Source organism: Rodentibacter genomosp. 1, from assembly GCF_001999285.1.
Classification (GTDB): Bacteria; Pseudomonadota; Gammaproteobacteria; order Enterobacterales; family Pasteurellaceae; genus Rodentibacter.
Map to the genome: position 1 here is coordinate 1 of NZ_MLHN01000008.1, position 21,227 is coordinate 21,227.

The following is a 21,227-nucleotide window of genomic DNA, read 5'->3' on the forward strand; positions in this document are numbered from 1 at the left end:
ATTTTAACTCAGTCTTATAAACAGCGATTTTAATCAATCTTAAAAACCTCATTGAAATCGACCGCACTTTAATCTCCAATAGACATTGAATATTCGGTGATTTCTTATCCCTTCACCTATGTTAGAATACGACACAATTTTTCCTGTGATTAAAATTTTATGAGACATTTAAAATCTCTTGCTCAACGCTATATTGACTGGCTTATCCGTCTTGGACGGGTTAAATTTTCCTTACTTGGTGTTTTTTTATTAGCTGTTTTTGCTCTTTCTTTGCAAGTATTATTGAGTCTATTTATTATTGGGGATATCTACTGGATTGATATTGCTCGTTCAATTATTTTTGGATTAATGTCAGCTCCTTTTGTCATTTATTTTTTTGCAGTATTGGTTGAACGCCTTGAAACTTCCCGTAGTCAGCTTTCTCGTAGTGTTACTGAGCTTAAAAAAGAAGTTTCGGAACGTAAACAAACAGAGAATAAACTTTCTATTGCACTTGATAATTTGGAAGAAATTCATCGGGATAAAAGTAACTTAATGGCGACAATAAGCCATGAATTACGAACACCTTTAAATGGCATTATTGGGCTAAGTCGGATTCTCTTGGACGGAGATTTAACGCCAGAACAACAAAGTTATCTCAAAACAATTAATGTGAGTGCTGTCAATTTAGGGCATATTTTTAGTGATATTATTGATTTAAATAAACTGGATACTAAACGATTAGAATTAAACCTGCAACCTACCAATCTCAATGATCTTTTGAATGATATTCAAAATTTCACTGTGTTAATGGCAGAACCTAAAAATCTCAAATTTTCTTTAGAAATCTCATCAAATTTACCTGATTTACTTTATTTAGATAGTGCAAGATTAAGCCAAATTCTTTGGAATTTGATTGCTAACGCGGTGAAATTTACAGAAAAAGGAGAAATTAGACTGCACGTTTCTGCTTCAGAAAATGATACATATCATTTTAGTGTTTCTGATACAGGGAGCGGTATTGCTCAATCTGAATGGGATAACATTTTTAAAATGTATTATCAGGTGAAAGAAAATAAGAACCGTTCTTCAGGGAGTGGAATTGGACTTGCCATATCAAAAAACCTTGCATTATTAATGAAAGGGGATTTATGGGTTGAAAGCCAAATCGGAAAGGGTTCAACATTTTACCTGAATATACAGGCTAAGGAAGCGCATTCGGTAGATAGTCATACCTTTTCTCAACCATTGAATTTATCCGTTTTATTGGTTGAAGATATTGAGTTGAATGTTATCGTAGCGAAAAATGTGCTAGAAAAATTAGGACATTATGTTGATGTTGCAATGAATGGGAAAGAGGCGATTCAATTATTTGAACGAAATTTCTATGACATTGTTTTGCTTGATATTAAGTTACCGGATATGTCCGGTTTTGATATTGCGACACACTTACGCCAAAAATATGAAGAAGGGATTTATGATTTTCTCCCACCGCTTGTCGCATTTACAGCAAATGTAATGCAAGACGAAAAAGAGTATCAAGCGAGAGGAATGGATGGAGTACTGCGTAAACCGCTTGCACTGAATGAATTACAACAATGTTTTTATCATTTTTTTGGTGAGGACAATACAATTCATGCTTCTAGTGAGGATAAAAAAACAGAATTTCATCAATCATTAAATATGGAGTTAATTGGGTTATTAGGTAAAACACAAGTAGAGCAGAATTTAAGATTATTTAAACAGATGATGCCTATTTATCTACAAGAATTGAATAGGGCATTCACGACTTGTTTATCTGATTCTTCTATACAAAAAGACTTTGTAGATATTGCACACAAAATTAAAGGCGCCGCAGGCTCTGTTGGCTTAGTCACATTACAGCAACTTGCGGAGAAAATGCAATGTAGTCAGGAAGCAAACTGGAAAGATAAAATTGAAACTTGGCTCAATGAACTCAATACCCACTGGCGGACGAATGTAAAAGAGTTGGAAGATTATTTAAAGCTATAGAAAACGACCGCACTTTGAATGGAAAGTGCGGTCAAAATTTATCATATTTTGTCAGCCTTAAAATTTCGCTAAAATGCCCCGAAATAATGATAAGGATTGCTTATGCTAAATCGCCAATGCCAAGTGCTTATTTCTGATATGTTACCTGATTCTTTACCGCCACAAGTGCTAATTGTAGGGGAGCAGGGCGTTCACTTTTCTAAAGTAACAAATTTACTTGGGCAAGAATTTGAACATATTTTATTTGATGCCAGACATGGTATTCACTTAGAAGCTCTGGCTATTGCAGTCGGCACGCTAAAAATGGGGGGGACGTTCTGTTTAGTGCTTTCGGCGTGGGAAGATTTAGAAAAACGCCCTGATTTTGATAGCCTTCGTTGGAATAGTGGCACTTCTGTAATTAGAACGGCAAATTTTATTCATCATTTTAAACAATGTGTGGAACACCACCATTTTCCTATTTTGAGACAAGAAAGTGCGGTTAGTTTTCCGTCCGTTTTTCATTGTGAAGAAAAGGGCAAATCAGCCACGGTCGAACAGCAACAGATCCTTGAGCAAATCTTGCAACGGAAATGTGATCTGTATTTTCTTACGGCAAAACGCGGACGTGGAAAATCCGCCTTATTAGGGCTGCTTGTTAATCACATTGATACCCCGATTTATCTCACCGCGCCTAACAAAAATGCGGTCAATTCCTTGTATGATTTTGCAAAAGAAAGCGTTGAATTTATTGCACCGGATGAATTAAGCCAACGACTGCGACAAAATGCCGCATTTGCTGAAAATGCTTGGCTTTTGGTTGATGAGGCGGCGATGATTCCGTTGTCTTTGCTACAACAGTTTTCCCAATATTTTCGCCACATTGTTTTTAGTACAACTATTCATAGTTATGAGGGAACAGGGCGCGGCTTTGAATTAAAATTCAAACAAAAAATGCACCGTACTTTTCAACAATTTGAACTTTATCAACCTCTACGTTGGCAAAAAAATGATGTTCTTGAAGATTTCATTGAAGATCTTCTATTGCTGGAGGTTGAAGATAAATTTGAGCAAATTGCGTATAACCCGCAGGAAGAGGTTCAGATTGATGAAATCGCACAATCTCAACTTATCCGAGCACCTGAATTTTTTTATGGCTTGATGACCTTGGCACATTATCGCACTTCACCTATTGATTTACGCCGTTTGTTTGATGGTACAGGCCAACGTTTTTATTTGGCAAAATATCAACGACAGCTTATTGGTGCTATTTGGGCATTGGAAGAGGGTGGAATGGAAGATGAAACTCTGATTGAACAAATCCGACAAGGAACACGCCGTCCCAAAGGAAATCTTGTGCCACAATCTTTGTGTTTTCACGGCAATTTTCCCCAGGCTTGTAGTTTGAAATCTTTACGAATTTCCCGTATTGCCGTACAACCTCATTGGCAACAAAAAGGGATCGGGCAAAGACTGATTAGCTCAATAGATAATGCCAAGGTTGATTTTCTTTCCGTGAGTTTTGGTTATACGGAAGAATTAGCACATTTCTGGCAAAAGTGCGGTTTTATTTTGGTTCATTTAGGGGAGCATCAAGAAGCCAGTAGTGGTTGTTATTCAGCTATTGCTGTGAAAGGAATATCGGAAGAAGGTATAGCCTTTGTAAAAATTGCGCAGCGACAATTTCAACGTAATGTAGCGTTATCAACTCATCCTTTAGTTGAAACAATGTTACAGGGGGAAATTGATTGGATGCTTAATGAAGAAGATTGGCAAAGTTTAAAAAACTTTGCCTATTTTAACCGCACTCTATTTTCTTCAATGCCCGCCATTCAGCGTTTGTTAAGGGCGCAAAATAAAATCAATTTTCCACAACTTTCAAGCTATTTAACGAAAAAACAATTACCCTTTGACAAGAAAAAAAGCGTAGAATGTTTTCGTTTAGAAATTAAACAATACTTAGAGGAACTTTTATGACAACAGAAAAAACAGAGAAACCAAAAGGCTGGTTTAAACGGACATTGGAAAAGTACGATCATTTTCTAAAAACCTACGATCTTGATTCCCCTAGCTGCTGTGGTGTCCCCAAAATGCGCGAAGATGAAAACGGAAATTTATGTAAAGAAGACTCACTCTTTAAAAATAAAAAATAACCTGTTTTTTTATACAGATTCCAGCTTGAATCCCCTTTTTTAATTCAGTAAACTATGCGTCAATTTTTATCATAAATTGACGCATTATTCATGAAAACCTCTTTTTTCCAACTCGATATTCCTTCCACTCCGAATGACCATAAAATTTTAGGTAATGTCTTGCAAGGCGCTGATGCCCTTGCGATTAGCGAGATTGCCGAACAACACCAACATTTAACTGTCGTAGTCACACCCGATACCAGAAGTGCGGTTCGTTTATCCGGTATTTTATCAGAATTAAGCGAGCAAGAAGTGAAACTATTTCCTGATTGGGAAACGCTACCTTATGATACTTTTTCACCTCATCAAGATATTATTTCTTCCCGTCTAAGCGCGCTTTTTCATCTCCAAAATGCAAAAAAAGGCATTTTTTTGTTGCCGATTGCGACCTTAATGCAGCGCCTTTGCCCGCCGCAGTATTTACAACATAATGTTTTATTGATTAAAAAAGGTGATCGCATTGTTATTGATAAAATGCGTTTACAACTGGAATCAGCCGGTTATCGTGCCGTAGAGCAAGTGCTGGAGCATGGGGAATATGCCGTGCGGGGGGCATTGCTTGATCTTTTTCCGATGGGAAGTGCGGTGCCTTTTCGATTAGATTTTTTTGATGATGAAATTGACTCTATCCGCACTTTTGATGTGGATACGCAACGTACGCTGGATGAAATTCAATCCATTAATCTTCTGCCGGCACAGGAATTTCCAACGGATGACAAAGGGATTGAATTTTTCCGCACACAATTTAGAGAAACCTTTGGCGAAATTCGTCGTGATCCTGAACATATTTATCAGCAAATCAGTAAAGGTACGTTAATTTCCGGTATTGAATATTGGCAGCCGTTGTTTTTTGCAGAAATGGCAACCTTATTTGACTATCTTCCCCCCCAAACCTTGTTTGTGGATATGGAGGCAAATCAAGCACAAGGGGAGCGTTTTTATCAAGATGCAAAACAGCGTTATGAACAACGCAAAGTGGATCCAATGCGTCCTTTATTGCCACCGGAACGTTTGTGGTTAAATATTGATGAAGTAAATCGCCAATTGAAAGACTACCCGCGTATTACACTGAAAAATGAAAAAGTGCGGTCATCAGTGCGTCAGAAAAATTTACCTCTCACTTCATTGCCGACTATCACGATTCAATCACAACAAAAAGAACCTCTCGGGCAACTTCGTCAATTTATTGAACATTTTAACGGCAATATATTGTTTTCCGTGGAAACGGAAGGACGTCGGGAAACCTTGCTAGATCTGCTTCAACCACTAAAAATTAAGCCGAAACAAATTCAATCTCTCTCTCAAGCAGGGCAAGAAAAATTCAGTTTGCTCGTCAGTGCTTTTGAGCAAGGCTTTATTATCGAGGAATCTGCCCCCTTAGCTATTATTGGTGAAGCGAATTTACTGGGCGAAAGGGTACAACAGCGTCAGCGTGATAAGCGTAAAACCATTAATCCTGATACGCTTGTGCGGAATTTGGCTGAACTTAAAATCGGGCAACCGGTGGTACATTTGGATCATGGGGTCGGGCGTTATGGAGGTTTGGTAACCCTTGATGCCGGTGGAATTCAAGCAGAATATTTACTCCTGAATTATGCTAATGAATCTAAACTTTATGTGCCGGTAACTTCATTACATTTGATTAGTCGATATGTGGGCGGTTCCGATGAAAGTGCGCCGTTACATAAATTGGGTAACGAGGCTTGGGCGAAATCACGTCAAAAAGCCGCAGAAAAAATTCGTGATGTGGCGGCGGATCTATTGGATGTTTATGCACAACGTGAAGCGAAAAAAGGCTTTGCCTTTAAATATGATCGTGAAGAATTTCAACAATTTGCGGCAACCTTTCCTTTTGAAGAAACTCATGATCAAGAAATGGCGATTAATGCCGTGATTTCCGATATGTGTCAGCCAAAAGCGATGGATCGTTTAGTTTGTGGCGATGTAGGCTTTGGTAAAACAGAAGTAGCGATGCGAGCAGCATTTTTGGCGGTGATGAATCATAAACAAGTGGCGGTTTTAGTGCCTACGACATTGCTTGCCCAACAACATTATGAAAACTTTAAAGATCGTTTTGCCAATTTACCGGTGAATGTAGAAGTGCTATCGCGTTTTAAAACAGCGAAAGAACAAAAACAAATTCTGCAAAATTTGGCAGAAGGTAAAGTGGATATTTTGATCGGCACCCATAAACTGATTCAATCAGATGTGAAATTTCACGATCTTGGTTTGCTGATTATTGACGAAGAGCACCGTTTTGGCGTGGGGCAAAAAGAAAAAATTAAACAATTACGTGCCAATATCGATATTCTCACCCTCACGGCAACCCCGATCCCACGCACCCTTAATATGGCAATGAATGGTATTCGTGATCTCTCCATTATTTCCACACCGCCGGCCCGCCGTTTAAGCATTAAAACCTTCGTGCGTCAAAAAGATGATTTGGTCGTACGCGAAGCCATCTTGCGTGAAATTCTGCGTGGCGGACAGGTCTATTATTTACATAATGATGTGGCGAGTATTGAAAATACGGCAGAAAAATTGGCCGCACTTGTGCCGGAAGCTCGGGTGATTGTGGGACATGGACAAATGCGGGAGCGTGAACTAGAACGGGTGATGAGCGATTTTTATCACCAACATTACAATGTTTTGGTTTGCTCTACCATTATTGAAACGGGCATTGATGTTCCAACTGCCAATACTATTATCATCGAACGGGCGGATCATTTTGGTCTGGCACAATTACACCAACTGCGTGGTCGGGTAGGGCGTTCTCATCATCAAGCCTATGCCTATTTGCTGACGCCACCACCGAAAATGATGACAAAAGATGCGCAACGTCGCCTTGAAGCTTTGGAAAGTTTAGATAATCTTGGCGCGGGCTTTATTCTTGCCACTCATGATTTAGAAATTCGTGGTGCAGGGGAATTGTTGGGGAATGAACAAAGCGGACAAATTGAAACCATCGGTTTTTCCCTTTATATGGAATTGCTTGATGCGGCGGTGAAAGCCTTAAAAGAAGGACGTGAGCCGTCTTTAGAAGAATTAACCCGACAGCACGCTGAAATTGAACTGAGAGTTGCGGCATTATTACCGGATGAATATTTAGGCGATGTGAATATGCGTTTATCCTTCTACAAACGTATTGCCGCCGCCGAGACAAAACAAGAATTAGATGAATTAAAAGTCGAATTGATCGACCGTTTTGGCTTGTTACCGGAAGCAACAAAAAATTTACTGCAAATTGCCGAACTGCGTTTATTGATCGAGCCTTTAAAAGTACTTCGTATTGATGCCGGCACACAAGGGGGCTTTATTGAATTTTCACCGACAACACAAGTCGCACCAGAAAAATTTATTCAGCTTATTCAAAAAGAACCGATTGTTTATCGTTTTGACGAACCATTAAAATTTAAGTTTATGAAGGATCTTTCTGATAATAAAGTGCGGTTGGAATTTGTGGTAAATTTAATCAAGTTTTTAGTTGAGTAAGATTTTTTAACTGTTGTATTACATTTAAGAACTTAGCATTACAAAAATGACGCACTATTTTTATCGTGCGTCATTTTTTACTTCAGTTTTTCTTTTTGAATAAAAAGCACTATTTATAATTGAATTTATTTGTCAGGATGGATTTGCTGAATATATGGATTATTTTGCAATAAATTCATACTGTGATCCAGATCTCAGTTTAATCATTAATAAATAAAGTATTATGCAGTCATCGGACGGTAAGCTCGTTAAATAAGCTGTTTCGAAGGTGGTAACATTCATTTATTGGTGCATTTATATTGAGGATCTCGCGGTGAATAAACGAAATTTCTTAAAAACATTGATAGCTGTTTCGGTATTGGTTACGACTGGCTCTATCTCTATTTCCGGCCAGGCTGCGGAGACTACTAAGTTAGGCTTTTTGGTTAAACAGCCGGAAGAACCTTGGTTCCAAACAGAATGGGCATTTGCGGATAAAGCCGCCAAAGATCTTGGTGATGTTCAAATTATAAAAATGGCAATTCCTGACGGCGAAAAAACATTGAATGCTATAGATAATTTAGCAGCAAGCGGTGCAAAAGGTTTTGTTATTTGTACACCTGATCCTAAATTGGGACCGGCCATTATGGCAAAGGCGCGTTCTTATGATCTGAAAGTAATTACTGTTGATGATCAATTTTTAAATGCCGCTGGGGAACCTATGAATAATGTGCCGATTATCATGATGGCTGCAACGGAAATTGGTGAACGTCAAGGTTTAGAATTGTATAAAGAAATGCAAAAACGTGGTTGGAATGTCAATGAGACAGCAGTATTAGCTATCACCGCAGACGAATTGGATACTGCACGTCGCCGTACGGATGGATCTATTTCCGCGTTAATCAAAGCAGGCTTCCCTGAAAAACAAATCTATAAATCACCAACCAAAAGTAATGATATTCCGGGAGCGCTAGATGCCGCTAATGCCATGTTAGTACAGCACCCCGAAGTGAAAAATTGGTTAATTGTCGGGATGAATGATAATACCGTGTTAGGGGGCATTCGGGCTACGGAAGGACAGGGCTTTAAAGCTGAAAATGTTGTCGGTATCGGTATCAATGGGACGGATGCCGTGAGTGAACTTTCAAAGCCTAAGATGACCGGTTTTATCGGATCATTACTGCCAAGCCCCGATGTACACGGCTATCGTAGCACGGAAATGCTTTATAAATGGGTTAAAGAAGGGGTTGAGCCGCCAAAATATACACCAATTGGTGATCCTGTATTATTGACCCGAGAAAACTTTAAATTGGAACTGGAGAAAAAAGGGCTTTAATTGAATGTAATTAAAATATCAGTAAGGAGGAAATATTTATGCAAATTCCTTATTTAGAATTTGACCAAATTAGCAAATCTTTTCCTGGTGTTAAAGCATTACAAAATGTTTCGTTTAAATGTTATGAAGGAAAAGTACATGCCCTCATGGGGGAAAATGGTGCCGGTAAATCTACCTTACTGAAAATTTTAAGTGGTAATTATTTGCCGACGGAAGGGAAAATGCATATCGGGGGGCGCTCTCTTACATTTCGCACTACAAAAGATGCTTTACTCGCCGGAGTTGCCATTATTTATCAAGAATTAAATATCGTACCGGACATGACGGTTGCAGAAAATCTTTGTTTAGGGCAGCTCCCCCATTCTTTTGGGCTGGTTAATCGGAAAGAATTAGTCATCCGTACGCAAAAATACTTGGATAAATTAGCTTTAAATATTTCCCCAAATACTCCTTTGAGAGAACTTTCCATTGGTCAATGGCAAATGATTGAAATTGCAAAAGCATTGAGCCGAGGAGCGAAAATTATTGCGTTTGATGAACCGACTAGCAGCTTGTCTGCACCTGAAATCGAAAAGTTGTTTGCAGTGATTGAAGAATTGAAAGCAGAAGGAAAAGTTATTCTGTATGTTTCTCACCGAATGGAAGAAATTTTCCGTATTAGTGATGAAATTACCGTATTGAAAGACGGTCAATTTGTTGAAACATTTTCGGATCTGTCAAAGATTAATAATGACACGTTGGTACGTAGTATGGTTGGGCGTAATTTGGGCGATATTTATCATTATCGTTCAAGAGAAATTGGAAAAACACGGTTAAAACTGACCACTCTTTCAAGTAAAAAGTTGCCGGGAAATTTTAATCTTGAAGTGAAGGTGGGAGAGATTCTCGGATTATTTGGATTGGTTGGTGCCGGTCGTTCGGAGTTATTTAAAATTATTTTTGGTGCGGATCCGATGACTCAAGGAAATATTGAGTTAGACGGAAAAAGTATCAATATAACCTGCCCCAAAGATGCTATTGAGCAAGGCATAGTACTATGCCCAGAGGATCGAAAAAAAGAAGGAATTATTCCTTTGGCGAGCGTGGCAGAAAACATTAATTTAAGCGCAAGACGCTCCCATAATTTCTTTAAATTCATCATTAATGAATTTTGGGAAAAACAAAATGCAGAGAAACAATGCCGACAAATGAATGTGAAAACGCCTTCCATTAATCAACTTATTATGAATTTATCCGGTGGAAATCAACAAAAAGTCATTTTAGGGCGATGGTTGTCCGAGGATATTAAAGTACTCCTATTGGATGAGCCGACACGAGGTATTGATGTGGGAGCAAAATCCGAAATCTATGATCTGATTTTTAAACTGGCTGATGAAAAGATAGCAATCATTGTGATTTCAAGTGATTTACCTGAGGTTATCGGTTTATCCGATCGCATTGTGGTAATGAGAAATCGACAAATTACAGGTGTTGTAGAACGTGAAGAGGCAACGGAAGAGCGTGTTTTGAAACTTGCTATGGTGGAAGCCGATAGCATTGAAACCGGAGCTAAGTAATATAAGGAGAATTTTTATGACTTCAGCAACTTCTCAAACTCACAATATGAGCAGTGTAAAAACCCACTAAAACTAAGAAATAAAAAGAAACAATGGATTGGCGGAATTTTGTTGTAATAAACGGAATTAACTTGACCTTGAACAAAAATAAAAATGGAATATAATGGGATTGAGCGAAATAAAAAAAAGGGAAAGAAAATGGCAAGAAAATCGTTTATTACAGCTTTGCCGAAAGAAATAGTGGAAGCGTTGCACGAGCGAATCAGAGCGGCGGAATATGGTGACCATATGGCAATGGTGGAGTGGGTAAAGCAGCAAGGCTATCATGCTTCTAAATCGGCAATGTGCCGCTATACGTTGGAATTAAAGGCAAGAGATGGGTATGAGGGCGGAGCGGGGTCATTTAAGTTACACACCCAAATGCACAGCAAAGACAGCAACCTTGAAATGCTTTATAAAGAACTGGGTGAACTCGAATATCGCCGGCAAGAAATTTTAAACAGAATTCGGGATTTAATGGGAAAATAACCAAACACAGGGGCAACACGCCCCTTTTTTATTGCCCGAAATCCGGCAAAAAGCAAAACTGCGAAAAAATCTCCAAAAACCACTACTTGAGCCATTAAAACCACGAAAACGCACGGCACGTTTAAACGCGTTTAAATTTTGTTTAAATGGCGTTTAGCTGTGTTTAAATTAATCCCACTGCACTGTGTGGGCGTACCAGCGCACTTGCCCGATAATCATTGTAGGGTCGATTTGATCTGCGGTGAGATGAATCGGATGGTAGTCAGGGTTGTCCGATAGCACATAAAGCCCTTTAGGTAAGTCAAACTGCAAGCGACGAATGGTTAACCTATTATTGATACGCACCACATAAAGCCCTTCTTTAAGCCGCCACACGTCTTCTAACGTTGCCAGCCCACGTTTCACCTTGTCGTGGAAGAATAGCGTTATCAAAGCCCTATCACCCTTGTAAATAGTGCGTTCCATTGCATTATCTGGCATTTTGAAGAACGTGCTGTGCGCAATGCTTATCGCCATTTTTTTTAACCAATCCGTGCGGAAGTGGAAGTATTTTCGCATCACGCCGCTTTCTGTTACGGAGAGATCCGGTATTTGTTCAAACTCATCGCCCTTTTGAGTAAAGCCATCTTGGCTTACATCAAAGCCCAACGCCGCTTGCACGCTTGGCGGCATATCGCCCACATAATACTCAAACACTTTTCCTTTGACGCCTGTAATGCGTCTTCTTTGCCAATTTTCTAATTTAGCCTTTTTGGTAATTCCTTGAACAGTGGTAGGTAATCCCCCCACTCCTGTTAGTTCTTTTAATTCAAACCATTCTTGGATCATATCCACCCCTTTAGTTTTAATCTTGGATTAAAACTAAATTGAAAGAAGTTTTTACACTCAACCTATTGAAAATAAAGGGAATTAAAAGAGGTTGCATAAAAGCTCGAAAAAATAGTTTTAATCTCTTGTTGACTTTAGTTTTAATCTTGTATTAAACTCTAGATTAAACCAAAGGCTAACGCTAAGGATTTACACCAGAGTTTAACCTAAAGCAAGTTTGATTTAAATGTAGGAGTTTAATTTATGGCTAAAAAAGATTGGAGCAGAAAGCGAATTGTGTATGAGCTGCACGAGCGAAATATCACATTGCATTCGCTTTCTGTGAAATCGGGACTTGCCCCCTCCACGCTAAAAAATGCATTGCGGGTAAGTTATCCGAAAGGGGAAAAGATCATCGCTGAAGCGATTGGCGTGCCTCCTCAAGAAATTTGGGCAACACGCTATGCGGAACGGGAGAGCCGCTTATGTGGGTAGAACTGAAAGATATATTGGGAGTCGGTGGATTACCCAAAACTGTTGGGGGAATAACTAAAAAAGCTAAATTAGAGAATTGGGAGCGGAGACGAAAAGAAAGTCCAGTTGGAAAAGTATTTGAATACCACCTCCACAGCCTTCCCCCCGAAACCCAAAAGCAATTAAGGCTTAACGCCGCTTTGGCGGCAATGCCACCGCCTACAACGGCACAACCGATGGATGACCCCGAGCTGATTTATCGGCTCACCAGTGCCACCGACAAGGCAAGGGAAAAGGCGAAAAACAAAGCAGAAGCCTGTATGCAACTGCAAGCCTTTTTAGACCAAGGGTTCAATTATCAAGAGGCAGAAGCGGGGGCGGCAACCGCAAAAAACGTGTCGCAAGGTTCTTTAAAAAATTGGTATTACAAAGTGAAAGGCTACCCCGTCCACCTGTGGCAAGCGATTTTAGTGTCAGGCTCGGGCAAATCCGCCAAGCCCGGTAAAAAAGCCCACATCACCGAAGAAGCGTGGGACACCTTCCTTGCTGATTATCTCCGCCCTGAAAAGCCCGATTTACGAGCCAGTTACCGCCGCATTGAGGCAATGGCGAAAGAATACGGCTGGCAGATGGCAAGTTTTAAAACCTTCCAACGTCGCTTAATCAAAGAAGTGCCATACGAGGTGCTACTGCTTCAGCGAGAGGGCAAAAATGCGGTGGCGAAATTAGTGCCAGCGTTGCAACGCACGGTAAAAGATATTCTCGCAGGCGAATGGATCAACGGCGACGGTTATCAACACAACGTCTTTGTGAAATGGCACACGGGCGAGATTATCCGCCCAAAAACGTGGTTCTGGCAAGATGTGCGAACCCGCAAAATTCTTGCTTATCGCACCGCACTTTCGGAAAACACCGACAGCATACGTCACGCCTTAATGGACGTGATATTCCGCTACGGCATACCGAAAACCATCACGCTGGACAACACCCGAGCCGCAGCCAATAAAGCGATGACAGGCGGCGTAGCAAACCGCTACCGCTTTAAAGAAAACGAACTCGACCCGAAAGGCATTATGCCGATTTTAGGCATCGAAGTGCATTTCACTAGCGGCTTTATGGCGAAGGACACGGGCAAGCCAAGCCGATTGAACGCGCCTTCGGGCGAGGCGGCATAGGCGAGAAAGTGGATAAACGCCCCGAACTGTCGGGCTTCTACACGGGCAAAAACGTGCTAGAAAAACCCGACAACTACAACGGCGGTAAGGCTGGCGTGGAATATGACATCTTTCTGCAAGCCCTTGCAGCAGGCGTGAAAGAGTACAACGAACAACTGGAACGAGACACCGAACTTTGCCGAGGCAAGTTCAGTTTTGAACAGATTTGGGAACGGGATTACCACCCCACCAATATACGCCAAGCTACGCCAGAGCAGCTGCTGTTGCTGTTCTTGCAAGCGGAAACGGTGAGCATTAAACGTAACGGGGCATTCACCCTGAAAGCGGCAGGCAAACTGTACGGCTTAACCAACATTTACTGGGAGGAAAGTTTAATCGGCATCACCGATAAAAAAGTGGTGGCACGGTTCGACCCCGACAACCTACACGGCAATGTGTATGTGTACGACTTAGAAGGACGATACCTTGCCGAAGCGATTTGCCGAGAAGCGAAAGGCTTTGGCGACACAATCGCTTCTCGCGAGCAAGGCAGATTGTACAAGAAAGTGGTGAAATCGGCACAACAACAAGCCGAAGCCTTGCAGTTGTTAGACCAACACGAACTGGCAGCCCTCGCACCAAAAGTGGAGGTGCCAGAACCGATTGAAAAACGAGTGAAAGAAGTGCTGATTGAAGAAGAAGTGATCCACCAAAACCTCCGAATGAAAGTTCACAAAAAAGTGGAAATAGAAGAGGCAGAAGTGGAAGAAATCAGCGAATTTGAACAGGCATTTATGAATGCCGTCGCAATGAAACGCAAGATTTAAACGTAATTTAAACGTTTAAACGCCAATTTAAACATTTAAACGCACATTTAAACGAGGTTTAAAAATGAACTTAGTCAATCAAATCAAACAACACTTAACCGACAGCCAAATCACTCAAGCCCAGCTTGCCCGCGAAGCAGGCGTAAATGCAGGTGCATTGTCGGCATACCTTAACGACAACTATAAAGGCAACATTGCAGATGTGGAAGCAAAACTAACTGCTTACCTTGAGAAAAAAGCGGTGCAAGCCCGTGAGTTTGTAGAGGCACCAGCCTTTATCGAAACAGCGACTTCTCGTCAAATTTTCAAAACGCTGGAATTTGCTCAAATCGCCAACTGTATGGCGACCGTTTACGGCATGAGCGGGGTCGGTAAAACCAAAGCAATCCAAGAATTTGCCAAAAACCACGCTAACGTGTGGCTGGTAACCGCAAGCCCAAGCCGTTCAAGTTTAAGCGAAATTTTGTATGAAATCGCCCTTGAGCTAGGCATCAGCGATGCCCCACGTAGAAAAGGCACACTCTCACGCCTGATTGCTCGCAAAATCAAAGGCACAGAAGGCTTGCTGATTGTGGACGAAGCCGACCACCTTCCTTATGAGGCACTCGAAGAACTCCGTATTATGCAAGAAGAAGCCGGCATTGGCTTAGTGTTGGTAGGCAACGACAAAGTTTACACCCGCATGAAAGGTGGTATTAGCCCAAGTCACGAATATGCAAGATTGTGGAGCCGTGTGGCAAAAAACACCAGCATCCAGAAAACCAAAAAGGCAGACACACAGGCAGTTGCCGCAGCGTGGGGGTTAGAAACCGACGAAGATGCTTTAAAAGTGATGCAAAGCATTACCGAAACAGGCGGCGGCTTACGCATTTTAACCCAAACCTTGCGATTGGCAGCAATGGTGGCAAAAGGCTCAGGCAAGCTGATTGATGCCGACTTAATCATCAAAGCACGCCAAGAATTATTAGGCAAAAACGAATAAGGAAAACGGTATGAAAAAAATCTACAACGAAATGGCAGGCGAAATGATGATCCCTAAAAACGCCATTATTCACACTCAGCTAGCAATGCTTGAAATCGCCACCCTTGAATGCGAAGCACTAGGGCTTGAGGTGGAAACAGTGGAATGGTTCGACAACAGTCGCCCTCGCTTAGTGGTAAAAGACTGTGCCACCTTACGCCACTTAATGAAACAAAACAAAGCATTTAATTACGGCTCAGAAGTCAAAAACGGCACCCGTTTTTACCTCAACCAAATGATGCTCAAAGGCGTGAAAATCATTTGGAAATCCGATTCCCTTAAACATTAACCACAGGAGAAACTATGAAAAAACCAACCCGCACCAAATCAGCTACGCTCACTATTCGCGCCCAAAGTCGTGAAGAAACGGAGTTACTGATTAAAGAATTAGGTGATGCCCAGCGTGAACTGCAACGACTAACCACCGAGCAGAATGATGAAATCGGTGCCATTACCGAGCGTTATTCGCCTGCAATTCAATCGGCAAAAGAAGCAGTAGATATGCGACATAAAGCCATTCAAGCGTGGTGCGAAAGCCACCGTGATGAGCTGACCAAAAACGGAAAGCAAAAAACAGGCTATTTCAACACAGGCGAAGTGCAATGGCGACAAAGTCCACCAAGTGTGCGAGTTACCAAAGCTGATGAAGTGATTAAAAAACTACGGGCATTAGGCTTGACGCAATTTATCCGCACCAAAGAAGAAATCAACAAAGATGCGATTTTGTTAGACCCAGCCACCGCTTCTGCTGTATCGGGTATTGCGATTAAAGCAGGCGTGGAAGAATTTAACGTAAAACCATTTGAGCAGGAGGCGAGATGAGAAAGCCAAAACAAAAGCTCTGCACGATGCCGAATATCTGCCTATTTATGCTGATGATAAGCAGTATATCAGGCATGACATTGGTCTGGTTTTTCCCTGTTATCGATCAAGCACTAATTTGGAACTCCATCGTGTTTTTATGCTGGGTGGTTTATTTCGAGGTTCGTGGCTTAAAAGATTGGGGCGAACACAATCTTGAGCAATTAGTGAAGATGGCTGAAGTTTCCGCAGCAGCAGCTTACAAAATTAATCAACATGGTGGCAAAGTGATAATGAATGGTAAGGAGATGTAATGAGTGCCCCCGTAATTTGCTTAATCGTTGCCAGCGTACTATCGCTTATCGTGCTGTATTTAGAGCAAGACTAAAGCCTATTTAAAAGCCCTTTAAATCTCCCCTAACCCCTCTTTACAAAAGAGGGGGACGGATTGAGGGGCTTTCAAAATATGTTTTAACCCACAGGAGAAAACCGATGAAAACCAAACGACCATACGCCAAAAGCGTGGAAAACTTCAACCGATACCGCTTTTATGCGGAAAAAGCGGCAAAAGAAGAACAAGCCGGCAATTACAAAGAAGCCGAAACCCATTGGGATTTAGCAATGCTTTCTGCCAGCCCCGAAAACAAAGAATGGGCAATCCGCCGTCGTGATTTCTGCCAATGTATGCATCAACGTCCGTTTTAGGAGGAACAATGACAACCCAAACCTTAAATTTAGATGATGTTATGCGTGAAGTCGCTGATGTGATTAGCAATTTTGAACTGGTGCAATCTTGCGTATTAGACGGTGATATTGAAACGGCAAAAACAATGTATGCCAGAACATTAGAACAGGCAAAAAAATTCGGTCGCCGTTTAGCTTATAGTGAAATCAAAATGGAATTCGGAGCTGTGTTTGATCCGAATTGTTAAAGCAGATTTACAGCCTATTTTAACCGCACTTTGAGTAGGCTGAATAATGTGTTTTAAACTAAATAATGGAGTAAAAATGCTAAAAGAAAGTGATTTAATTGTAGATCATTATTACATAGCCAAAAATCCCAAAAAGATAAATGGATTTATTCCCAAGAGATGTATTATCAAGCTAGATAATAGTGAAGGGTATGTTGTTTATGTTGAATTAAAAGCACTTAAGAATGGAGCGAAAGGGACGCTAAAAACTGTATCTATTCCATCATTTTTAAGATGGGCAGGAAAAGATATAACAGGTAAGGAGCAATAATGACTGACAAAGCCAAACTAATCCAGCTGCTCCATATTGGCAAACAGCAGCTTAATATGGACGAATTCAGCTACCGCGAAATGGTCAAACGGCTGACCAATAAAACCAGCTCGACCAAATGCACTATCGTAGAGTTGCACAAAATCTTACATGAGCTGCAACAAAAAGGGGCTAAAGTAAAATGGTTCGCAAAACGCAGCACAAAACCGACCGCTTACAGCCCAGCCACAGGCGAGGTCAAAGTCAAAAGTGAAATTGCCCACAAAATCCGTGCTGTGTGGATTCAAATGGGCAAGCACGGCTTCTTGCGAGATGGCAGCGAAAAAGCCTTAAACACCTATATGCGTAAAGTGATGAACCAAGGCAAAACGGTGCTGGCGCTAAATGTCGGGGCGTTAAAAGGCGAGGAAGCCAGCCGATTTCTGGAAATCTTGAAAAAATGGCACAAGCGTGTAATGCTCAAAACCCTTGCTGAAAAATACGGCTGTATTGTGAGCAAAGAAACCAGCTATGATAAACTTTGTTTAGTCTTTCAACGCTATCAGGGGGTGGTATGAAATTATGCCGTTGCCCCATTTGCCACAGCGATATTCACTTGGAGGGTTTAATCGAAGACGATGCAGGGCGTGAACTGCTTGGCAAAATTAGCCAACTTACCCACGGTTGTGCACAACCGATGGTTGGTTACTTAGGCTTATTTAAGCCAGCCAAAAGTAACCTCAACAACGCCCGTGCGTTAAAAATTGTCAGCGATGTATTAGAACTTTACCCTTGCTCGTTGTTACTGGCACAGGCATTATCCGAAACGGTGGCAAGCCTGCGTAAAAAACGCCAACAAGCCTTGCAAGCGGGGCAAAAAATCGAACCGCTTACCAATCATAACTACCTCAAATCGGTGTATGAAACGCAAAAGCCGCACTTTGCTGTCATTCGCACCGATAAAAATCGGTCGGAAGCGGTCAAAGCCCAACAAGCGGAAGAGAAGAAAACGCAAGATGCGATTTTATACGTTGAACGTTTTGTACAACTCGGACAGGAAGAATTTGTGAAAAGCAGCCCCGAATATCAAATCTGGCTGCAACACAAACAGCAAAAACAAGCCCTTTAAACTCTCTTTAAACTTTCCCCAAGGCGGTTCACGCCGCCTTTTTTCTTGCCTTAAATCTCCCTTTTCAAACTTTTTTATTTTTCGCTAAGCCTTGCTATATCAGGCTTTAAGCCACTTTTTACCTTACGTTAAGAAAAATTGTGCTAGTGGGAAATTTTAGTTTTTGTACAATAGTCACATTGATAAATTGAATTGGGTACGCTATGTCGCAAACATTACAACAAACAGGCTTATTTGATGATGAACACGCCAATATTGGAGCGTTGTTCGACCATTTAGACCAAATTCCAAGTGTAGAATTAGAAAATCGCTGGCCGTCACTATTGGTGGAAGTCATAGATGTAATGCAAGCGGAGCTATTACGCCAAAATTTTGCAGAAGATAAAGCAAAAACGACCGCTTCCAAGCTCGTGGGCGTAATGGCACACTATTTTGGTGGCAAATCGTTTTATCTACCGGCCGGTGATAAAATCAAAGAAGCCTTGCGAGATGGACAAATTTACCAAGAATTTAACGGCAAGAACGTGCCGGAGCTTGTGAAAAAATATCGTTTGTCAGAAAGCACAATTTATGCGATCTTACGCCAACAACGTATGCTGCAGAGAAAGCGGCATCAAATGGATTTTAATTTTAGTTAGGTTTGATAATCCGCAAACACCACCTAAATACTTTTCCTCCTAAACTCCAGTTATCAAGGCAATGATAACTGGAGTTTTTTATGTCTTTACCTATCTACAAAATCATCGTGCATTGCTCGGCAACACGCAATGGCAAATCCCTTAAACAAGCTGGCAAAACTGCTGCACAAGTCATTGATGGCTGGCACAAAAAACGTGGCTTTAAACGTCAGCCTGCGGCACAACGTGCATTTAATCCACACCTATCCTCTATTGGTTATCACTTTGTGATTGACGTGGACGGCTTGGTCGAAAGTGGTCGTCAAGTGGGGGAAATTGGCGCACACGTTAAAGGACACAACCAAAACTCGGTAGGCATTTGCTTGGTCGGTGGCATTACCGCAAGTGGCAAAAACCACGCTGAATATACCGAAGCACAATGGCAATCACTGCATAAACTCTTGCGTGATTTAGAAGCATTCAACCCGGAAGCCCTTACTTATGGTCACCGTGATTTATCGCCCGACCTCAATGGCGATGGCACGATCACCCCAAATGAATGGCTGAAAGATTGCCCGTGTTTTGATGTGTGGGCGTGGCTGGATTCGGGAGAAGTGGTGAATGTAGAACACCTTTATAAATAAGGAGTAACAAGCAGTGCGATTTACAGAACTTTTTACCAATGCCGATGGGCGACTTTCTACCACCGCAAGCATTCAGTTTTGGGGTTTTATTGCAGCCACCGGCGTGCTGCTTTATTCCGTCTATTTAGACAAGCCCTATGTGCCTGAAATGTTCAGCACCTTTTTATTTGCGTGTGTAGGCACTGCTGCCACTAAAGGCGTGGCAAATGCTTTATCACGCCAACGAGAAAACAGGAGAGAAAGCGAATGATGCATTTAATTTTAGTAGGTGTGGGCGTGGTGACATTATGGGGCGGTTACTTGCTTTTCCGCCTACGTCAAAGCCGTAAACAGGCACAAGCCTTACAAAAGCAAAACGAACAGCTACAAGCCCAAAAAGCCGTAGCCGAAACCAAAGTGAAAAATTACCAAGTTAAACAGAAAAATGAAGAAAATCTTATTAGCCGTAGCCGTACTAGCCTGCTTGAACGGTTGTACAACGACGGCGACCTCCGTGATTAACCCAAGCTGTGCGGGCTTTAGCTTAATCAAAGCCAGTCGCCAAGATACCACCGAAACGCTCAGGCAGGTTGCCGTGCATAATGCTACCTACCGTCAAATTTGTGAGGGACAAGAGTAATGGCTGATGAATTAGATCGCACAAATGAGCGGGAAGAAGCCTTTTTGCAACAATGTCTTGCTCCACACCTTGATACTAAGCTCAGTGATGATGAAGTTGAAGCGATTGCAGAAGCTGGCAGACAATGTAGCGAATGTGGCTTACCTATTCCCAGCGCACGATTGCGTGCCAATCCTTACGCCCACCGTTGTGTGAGTTGTCAGTAAGATTGGGAGGACGGACGATGATTAGCGAATTTTGGGAATTTGTGCGAGCCAATTTTGGCGTAATTTCGACCATTATCGCCATTATTGCAGGGGCGTTTTGGCTCAAACTCGACAGCAAATACGCCAAAAAGCACGATTTAAGCCAGCTTGCCGAAATTGCCCGCAGTCACGATAACCGCTTGGCAACGCTTGAAAGCAAGGTGGAAAACCTCCCCACAGCGGTGGACGTGGAACGCCTTAAAACCTTGGTGACCGATGTAAAAGGCGATACCAAAGCCACCAGTCGCCAAGTAGACGCAATGAGCCACCAAATGGGCTTGTTATTAGAAGCAAAATTAAAGGAATGATGAAAATGTCGTTAAAAGATTTAATTAAACAAGACCAGCGTTTAGTGATTTTACGCTCGCTTGTTGACACAGGCTACGATGCCAACGAATCTATTTTAGATGATTGTCTTGCCCTTTACGGGCATAAAATCAGCCGTGATTTGGTGCGTAACCACCTCAACTGGCTAGAAGAACAAGACCTCGTGAAAATTGAACGCCTGGGTAACGGCTTTATGATTGCCAAAATTACCCAGCGTGGACTTGATGTGGCAAATGGCGAAGCTGTGGTTGATGGCGTAAAAAAGCCCTCCCCTAAAATTTAAGCTG

The 21,227-nt window shown here is 41.7% G+C and carries 27 protein-coding genes and 1 pseudogene; 27 read left to right on the top strand and 1 reads right to left on the bottom strand.

Annotation, left to right across the window (positions count from 1 at the left end; genetic code table 11):
• Positions 1-159 precede the first annotated feature (159 nt).
• From BKK54_RS04090 to BKK54_RS04120, 7 genes are all read left to right on the top strand, one after another.
• Positions 160-1,992, top strand: a complete 1,833-nt coding sequence (locus BKK54_RS04090) for an ATP-binding protein (RefSeq protein WP_077541776.1) — start codon at positions 160-162, stop codon at positions 1,990-1,992.
• A gap of 102 nt (positions 1,993-2,094) precedes the next feature.
• Positions 2,095-3,948 (top strand): tRNA(Met) cytidine acetyltransferase TmcA, encoded by a 1,854-nt coding sequence (locus tag BKK54_RS04095; RefSeq protein ID WP_077541778.1) that lies wholly within the window; start codon positions 2,095-2,097, stop codon positions 3,946-3,948.
• Positions 3,945-4,124: a DUF5363 family protein gene (locus BKK54_RS04100; protein WP_077541780.1), complete on the top strand. Its 180-nt coding sequence runs from the start codon at positions 3,945-3,947 to the stop codon at positions 4,122-4,124. Before BKK54_RS04095 ends, BKK54_RS04100 begins: the two co-directional genes overlap by 4 nt.
• Positions 4,125-4,214: 90 nt before the next feature.
• Complete coding sequence (mfd, locus tag BKK54_RS04105; protein ID WP_077541782.1) at positions 4,215-7,655, top strand: transcription-repair coupling factor; 3,441 nt, start codon at positions 4,215-4,217, stop codon at positions 7,653-7,655.
• Positions 7,656-7,968: 313 nt separating this feature from the next.
• A complete protein-coding gene (locus tag BKK54_RS04110) occupies positions 7,969-8,970 on the top strand; it encodes an arabinose ABC transporter substrate-binding protein (RefSeq protein WP_279626081.1) in 1,002 nt (333 codons plus the stop codon).
• Positions 8,971-9,008: 38 nt separating this feature from the next.
• The gene (araG, locus tag BKK54_RS04115; RefSeq protein WP_077541783.1) at positions 9,009-10,526 is read left to right on the top strand and encodes an L-arabinose ABC transporter ATP-binding protein AraG; all 1,518 of its coding nucleotides are present in this window, start codon (positions 9,009-9,011) and stop codon (positions 10,524-10,526) included.
• A 198-nt stretch (positions 10,527-10,724) separates the two neighbouring features.
• The gene (locus BKK54_RS04120) at positions 10,725-11,054 is read left to right on the top strand and encodes a phage protein Gp27 family protein (RefSeq protein WP_077542048.1); all 330 of its coding nucleotides are present in this window, start codon (positions 10,725-10,727) and stop codon (positions 11,052-11,054) included.
• A gap of 168 nt (positions 11,055-11,222) precedes the next feature.
• Here the strand turns inward: BKK54_RS04120 and BKK54_RS12000 are convergent, their stop codons facing one another.
• The gene (locus BKK54_RS12000) at positions 11,223-11,882 is read right to left on the bottom strand and encodes a helix-turn-helix domain-containing protein (RefSeq protein WP_244153102.1); all 660 of its coding nucleotides are present in this window, start codon (positions 11,880-11,882) and stop codon (positions 11,223-11,225) included.
• Positions 11,883-12,125: 243 nt separating this feature from the next.
• Between BKK54_RS12000 and BKK54_RS04130 the strand changes: the two genes are divergently transcribed.
• The 20 genes and pseudogenes from BKK54_RS04130 to BKK54_RS04215 all read left to right on the top strand — a co-directional run bounded on the left by BKK54_RS04130 (position 12,126) and on the right by BKK54_RS04215 (position 21,223).
• The gene (locus BKK54_RS04130; protein ID WP_077541785.1) at positions 12,126-12,356 is read left to right on the top strand and encodes a helix-turn-helix domain-containing protein; all 231 of its coding nucleotides are present in this window, start codon (positions 12,126-12,128) and stop codon (positions 12,354-12,356) included.
• Positions 12,347-13,671: pseudogene (locus BKK54_RS04135) on the top strand (transposase domain-containing protein); the annotation flags it as partial. The gene BKK54_RS04130 and the pseudogene BKK54_RS04135, both read left to right, overlap by 10 nt.
• A 126-nt stretch (positions 13,672-13,797) precedes the next feature.
• A complete protein-coding gene (locus BKK54_RS12005; protein ID WP_244153110.1) occupies positions 13,798-14,316 on the top strand; it encodes a Mu transposase C-terminal domain-containing protein in 519 nt (172 codons plus the stop codon).
• A gap of 64 nt (positions 14,317-14,380) precedes the next feature.
• Entirely contained in the window at positions 14,381-15,298 is a 918-nt protein-coding gene (locus BKK54_RS04140) for an AAA family ATPase (protein ID WP_077541787.1), read from the top strand.
• Between the two features lie 10 nt (positions 15,299-15,308).
• Positions 15,309-15,626, top strand: coding sequence for a hypothetical protein (locus tag BKK54_RS04145; protein ID WP_077541789.1), 318 nt, complete (start codon positions 15,309-15,311; stop codon positions 15,624-15,626).
• A 14-nt stretch (positions 15,627-15,640) separates the two neighbouring features.
• Positions 15,641-16,159 (top strand): host-nuclease inhibitor Gam family protein, encoded by a 519-nt coding sequence (locus BKK54_RS04150; RefSeq protein WP_077541791.1) that lies wholly within the window; start codon positions 15,641-15,643, stop codon positions 16,157-16,159.
• On the top strand, positions 16,156-16,452 hold the full coding sequence (locus tag BKK54_RS04155) for a hypothetical protein (RefSeq protein ID WP_077541793.1): 297 nt from the start codon (positions 16,156-16,158) through the stop codon (positions 16,450-16,452). The genes BKK54_RS04150 and BKK54_RS04155 overlap by 4 nt, the downstream gene beginning before the upstream one ends.
• Before the next feature lie 178 nt (positions 16,453-16,630).
• Complete coding sequence (locus BKK54_RS04160) at positions 16,631-16,843, top strand: ANR family transcriptional regulator (RefSeq protein WP_077541795.1); 213 nt, start codon at positions 16,631-16,633, stop codon at positions 16,841-16,843.
• A gap of 8 nt (positions 16,844-16,851) precedes the next feature.
• Complete coding sequence (locus tag BKK54_RS04165) at positions 16,852-17,070, top strand: hypothetical protein (RefSeq protein ID WP_077541797.1); 219 nt, start codon at positions 16,852-16,854, stop codon at positions 17,068-17,070.
• A 76-nt stretch (positions 17,071-17,146) separates the two neighbouring features.
• Entirely contained in the window at positions 17,147-17,380 is a 234-nt protein-coding gene (locus BKK54_RS04170) for a hypothetical protein (protein ID WP_077541799.1), read from the top strand.
• The gene (locus BKK54_RS04175) at positions 17,380-17,937 is read left to right on the top strand and encodes a gp16 family protein (RefSeq protein WP_077541801.1); all 558 of its coding nucleotides are present in this window, start codon (positions 17,380-17,382) and stop codon (positions 17,935-17,937) included. Before BKK54_RS04170 ends, BKK54_RS04175 begins: the two co-directional genes overlap by 1 nt.
• Positions 17,934-18,488, top strand: a complete 555-nt coding sequence (locus tag BKK54_RS04180; protein WP_077541803.1) for a hypothetical protein — start codon at positions 17,934-17,936, stop codon at positions 18,486-18,488. The genes BKK54_RS04175 and BKK54_RS04180 overlap by 4 nt, the downstream gene beginning before the upstream one ends.
• Positions 18,489-18,691: 203 nt before the next feature.
• Positions 18,692-19,126: a Mor transcription activator family protein gene (locus tag BKK54_RS04185; RefSeq protein WP_077541805.1), complete on the top strand. Its 435-nt coding sequence runs from the start codon at positions 18,692-18,694 to the stop codon at positions 19,124-19,126.
• Positions 19,127-19,206: 80 nt separating this feature from the next.
• Positions 19,207-19,749, top strand: a complete 543-nt coding sequence (locus BKK54_RS04190; protein ID WP_077541807.1) for an N-acetylmuramoyl-L-alanine amidase — start codon at positions 19,207-19,209, stop codon at positions 19,747-19,749.
• 13 nt (positions 19,750-19,762) lie between these two features.
• A complete protein-coding gene (locus BKK54_RS04195; protein WP_077541809.1) occupies positions 19,763-19,999 on the top strand; it encodes a DUF2644 domain-containing protein in 237 nt (78 codons plus the stop codon).
• Positions 19,996-20,250, top strand: coding sequence for a DUF2681 domain-containing protein (locus BKK54_RS04200; protein WP_077541811.1), 255 nt, complete (start codon positions 19,996-19,998; stop codon positions 20,248-20,250). The genes BKK54_RS04195 and BKK54_RS04200 overlap by 4 nt, the downstream gene beginning before the upstream one ends.
• Positions 20,243-20,368, top strand: coding sequence for a hypothetical protein (locus BKK54_RS12145; RefSeq protein ID WP_279626082.1), 126 nt, complete (start codon positions 20,243-20,245; stop codon positions 20,366-20,368). The genes BKK54_RS04200 and BKK54_RS12145 overlap by 8 nt, the downstream gene beginning before the upstream one ends.
• Complete coding sequence (locus BKK54_RS04205; protein WP_077542049.1) at positions 20,368-20,574, top strand: TraR/DksA family transcriptional regulator; 207 nt, start codon at positions 20,368-20,370, stop codon at positions 20,572-20,574. The genes BKK54_RS12145 and BKK54_RS04205 overlap by 1 nt, the downstream gene beginning before the upstream one ends.
• A gap of 17 nt (positions 20,575-20,591) precedes the next feature.
• Positions 20,592-20,921 (top strand): DUF2730 domain-containing protein, encoded by a 330-nt coding sequence (locus BKK54_RS04210; RefSeq protein WP_244153104.1) that lies wholly within the window; start codon positions 20,592-20,594, stop codon positions 20,919-20,921.
• Positions 20,922-20,926: 5 nt separating this feature from the next.
• The gene (locus BKK54_RS04215; protein WP_077542050.1) at positions 20,927-21,223 is read left to right on the top strand and encodes a VpaChn25_0724 family phage protein; all 297 of its coding nucleotides are present in this window, start codon (positions 20,927-20,929) and stop codon (positions 21,221-21,223) included.
• Positions 21,224-21,227: the final 4 nt, after the last annotated feature.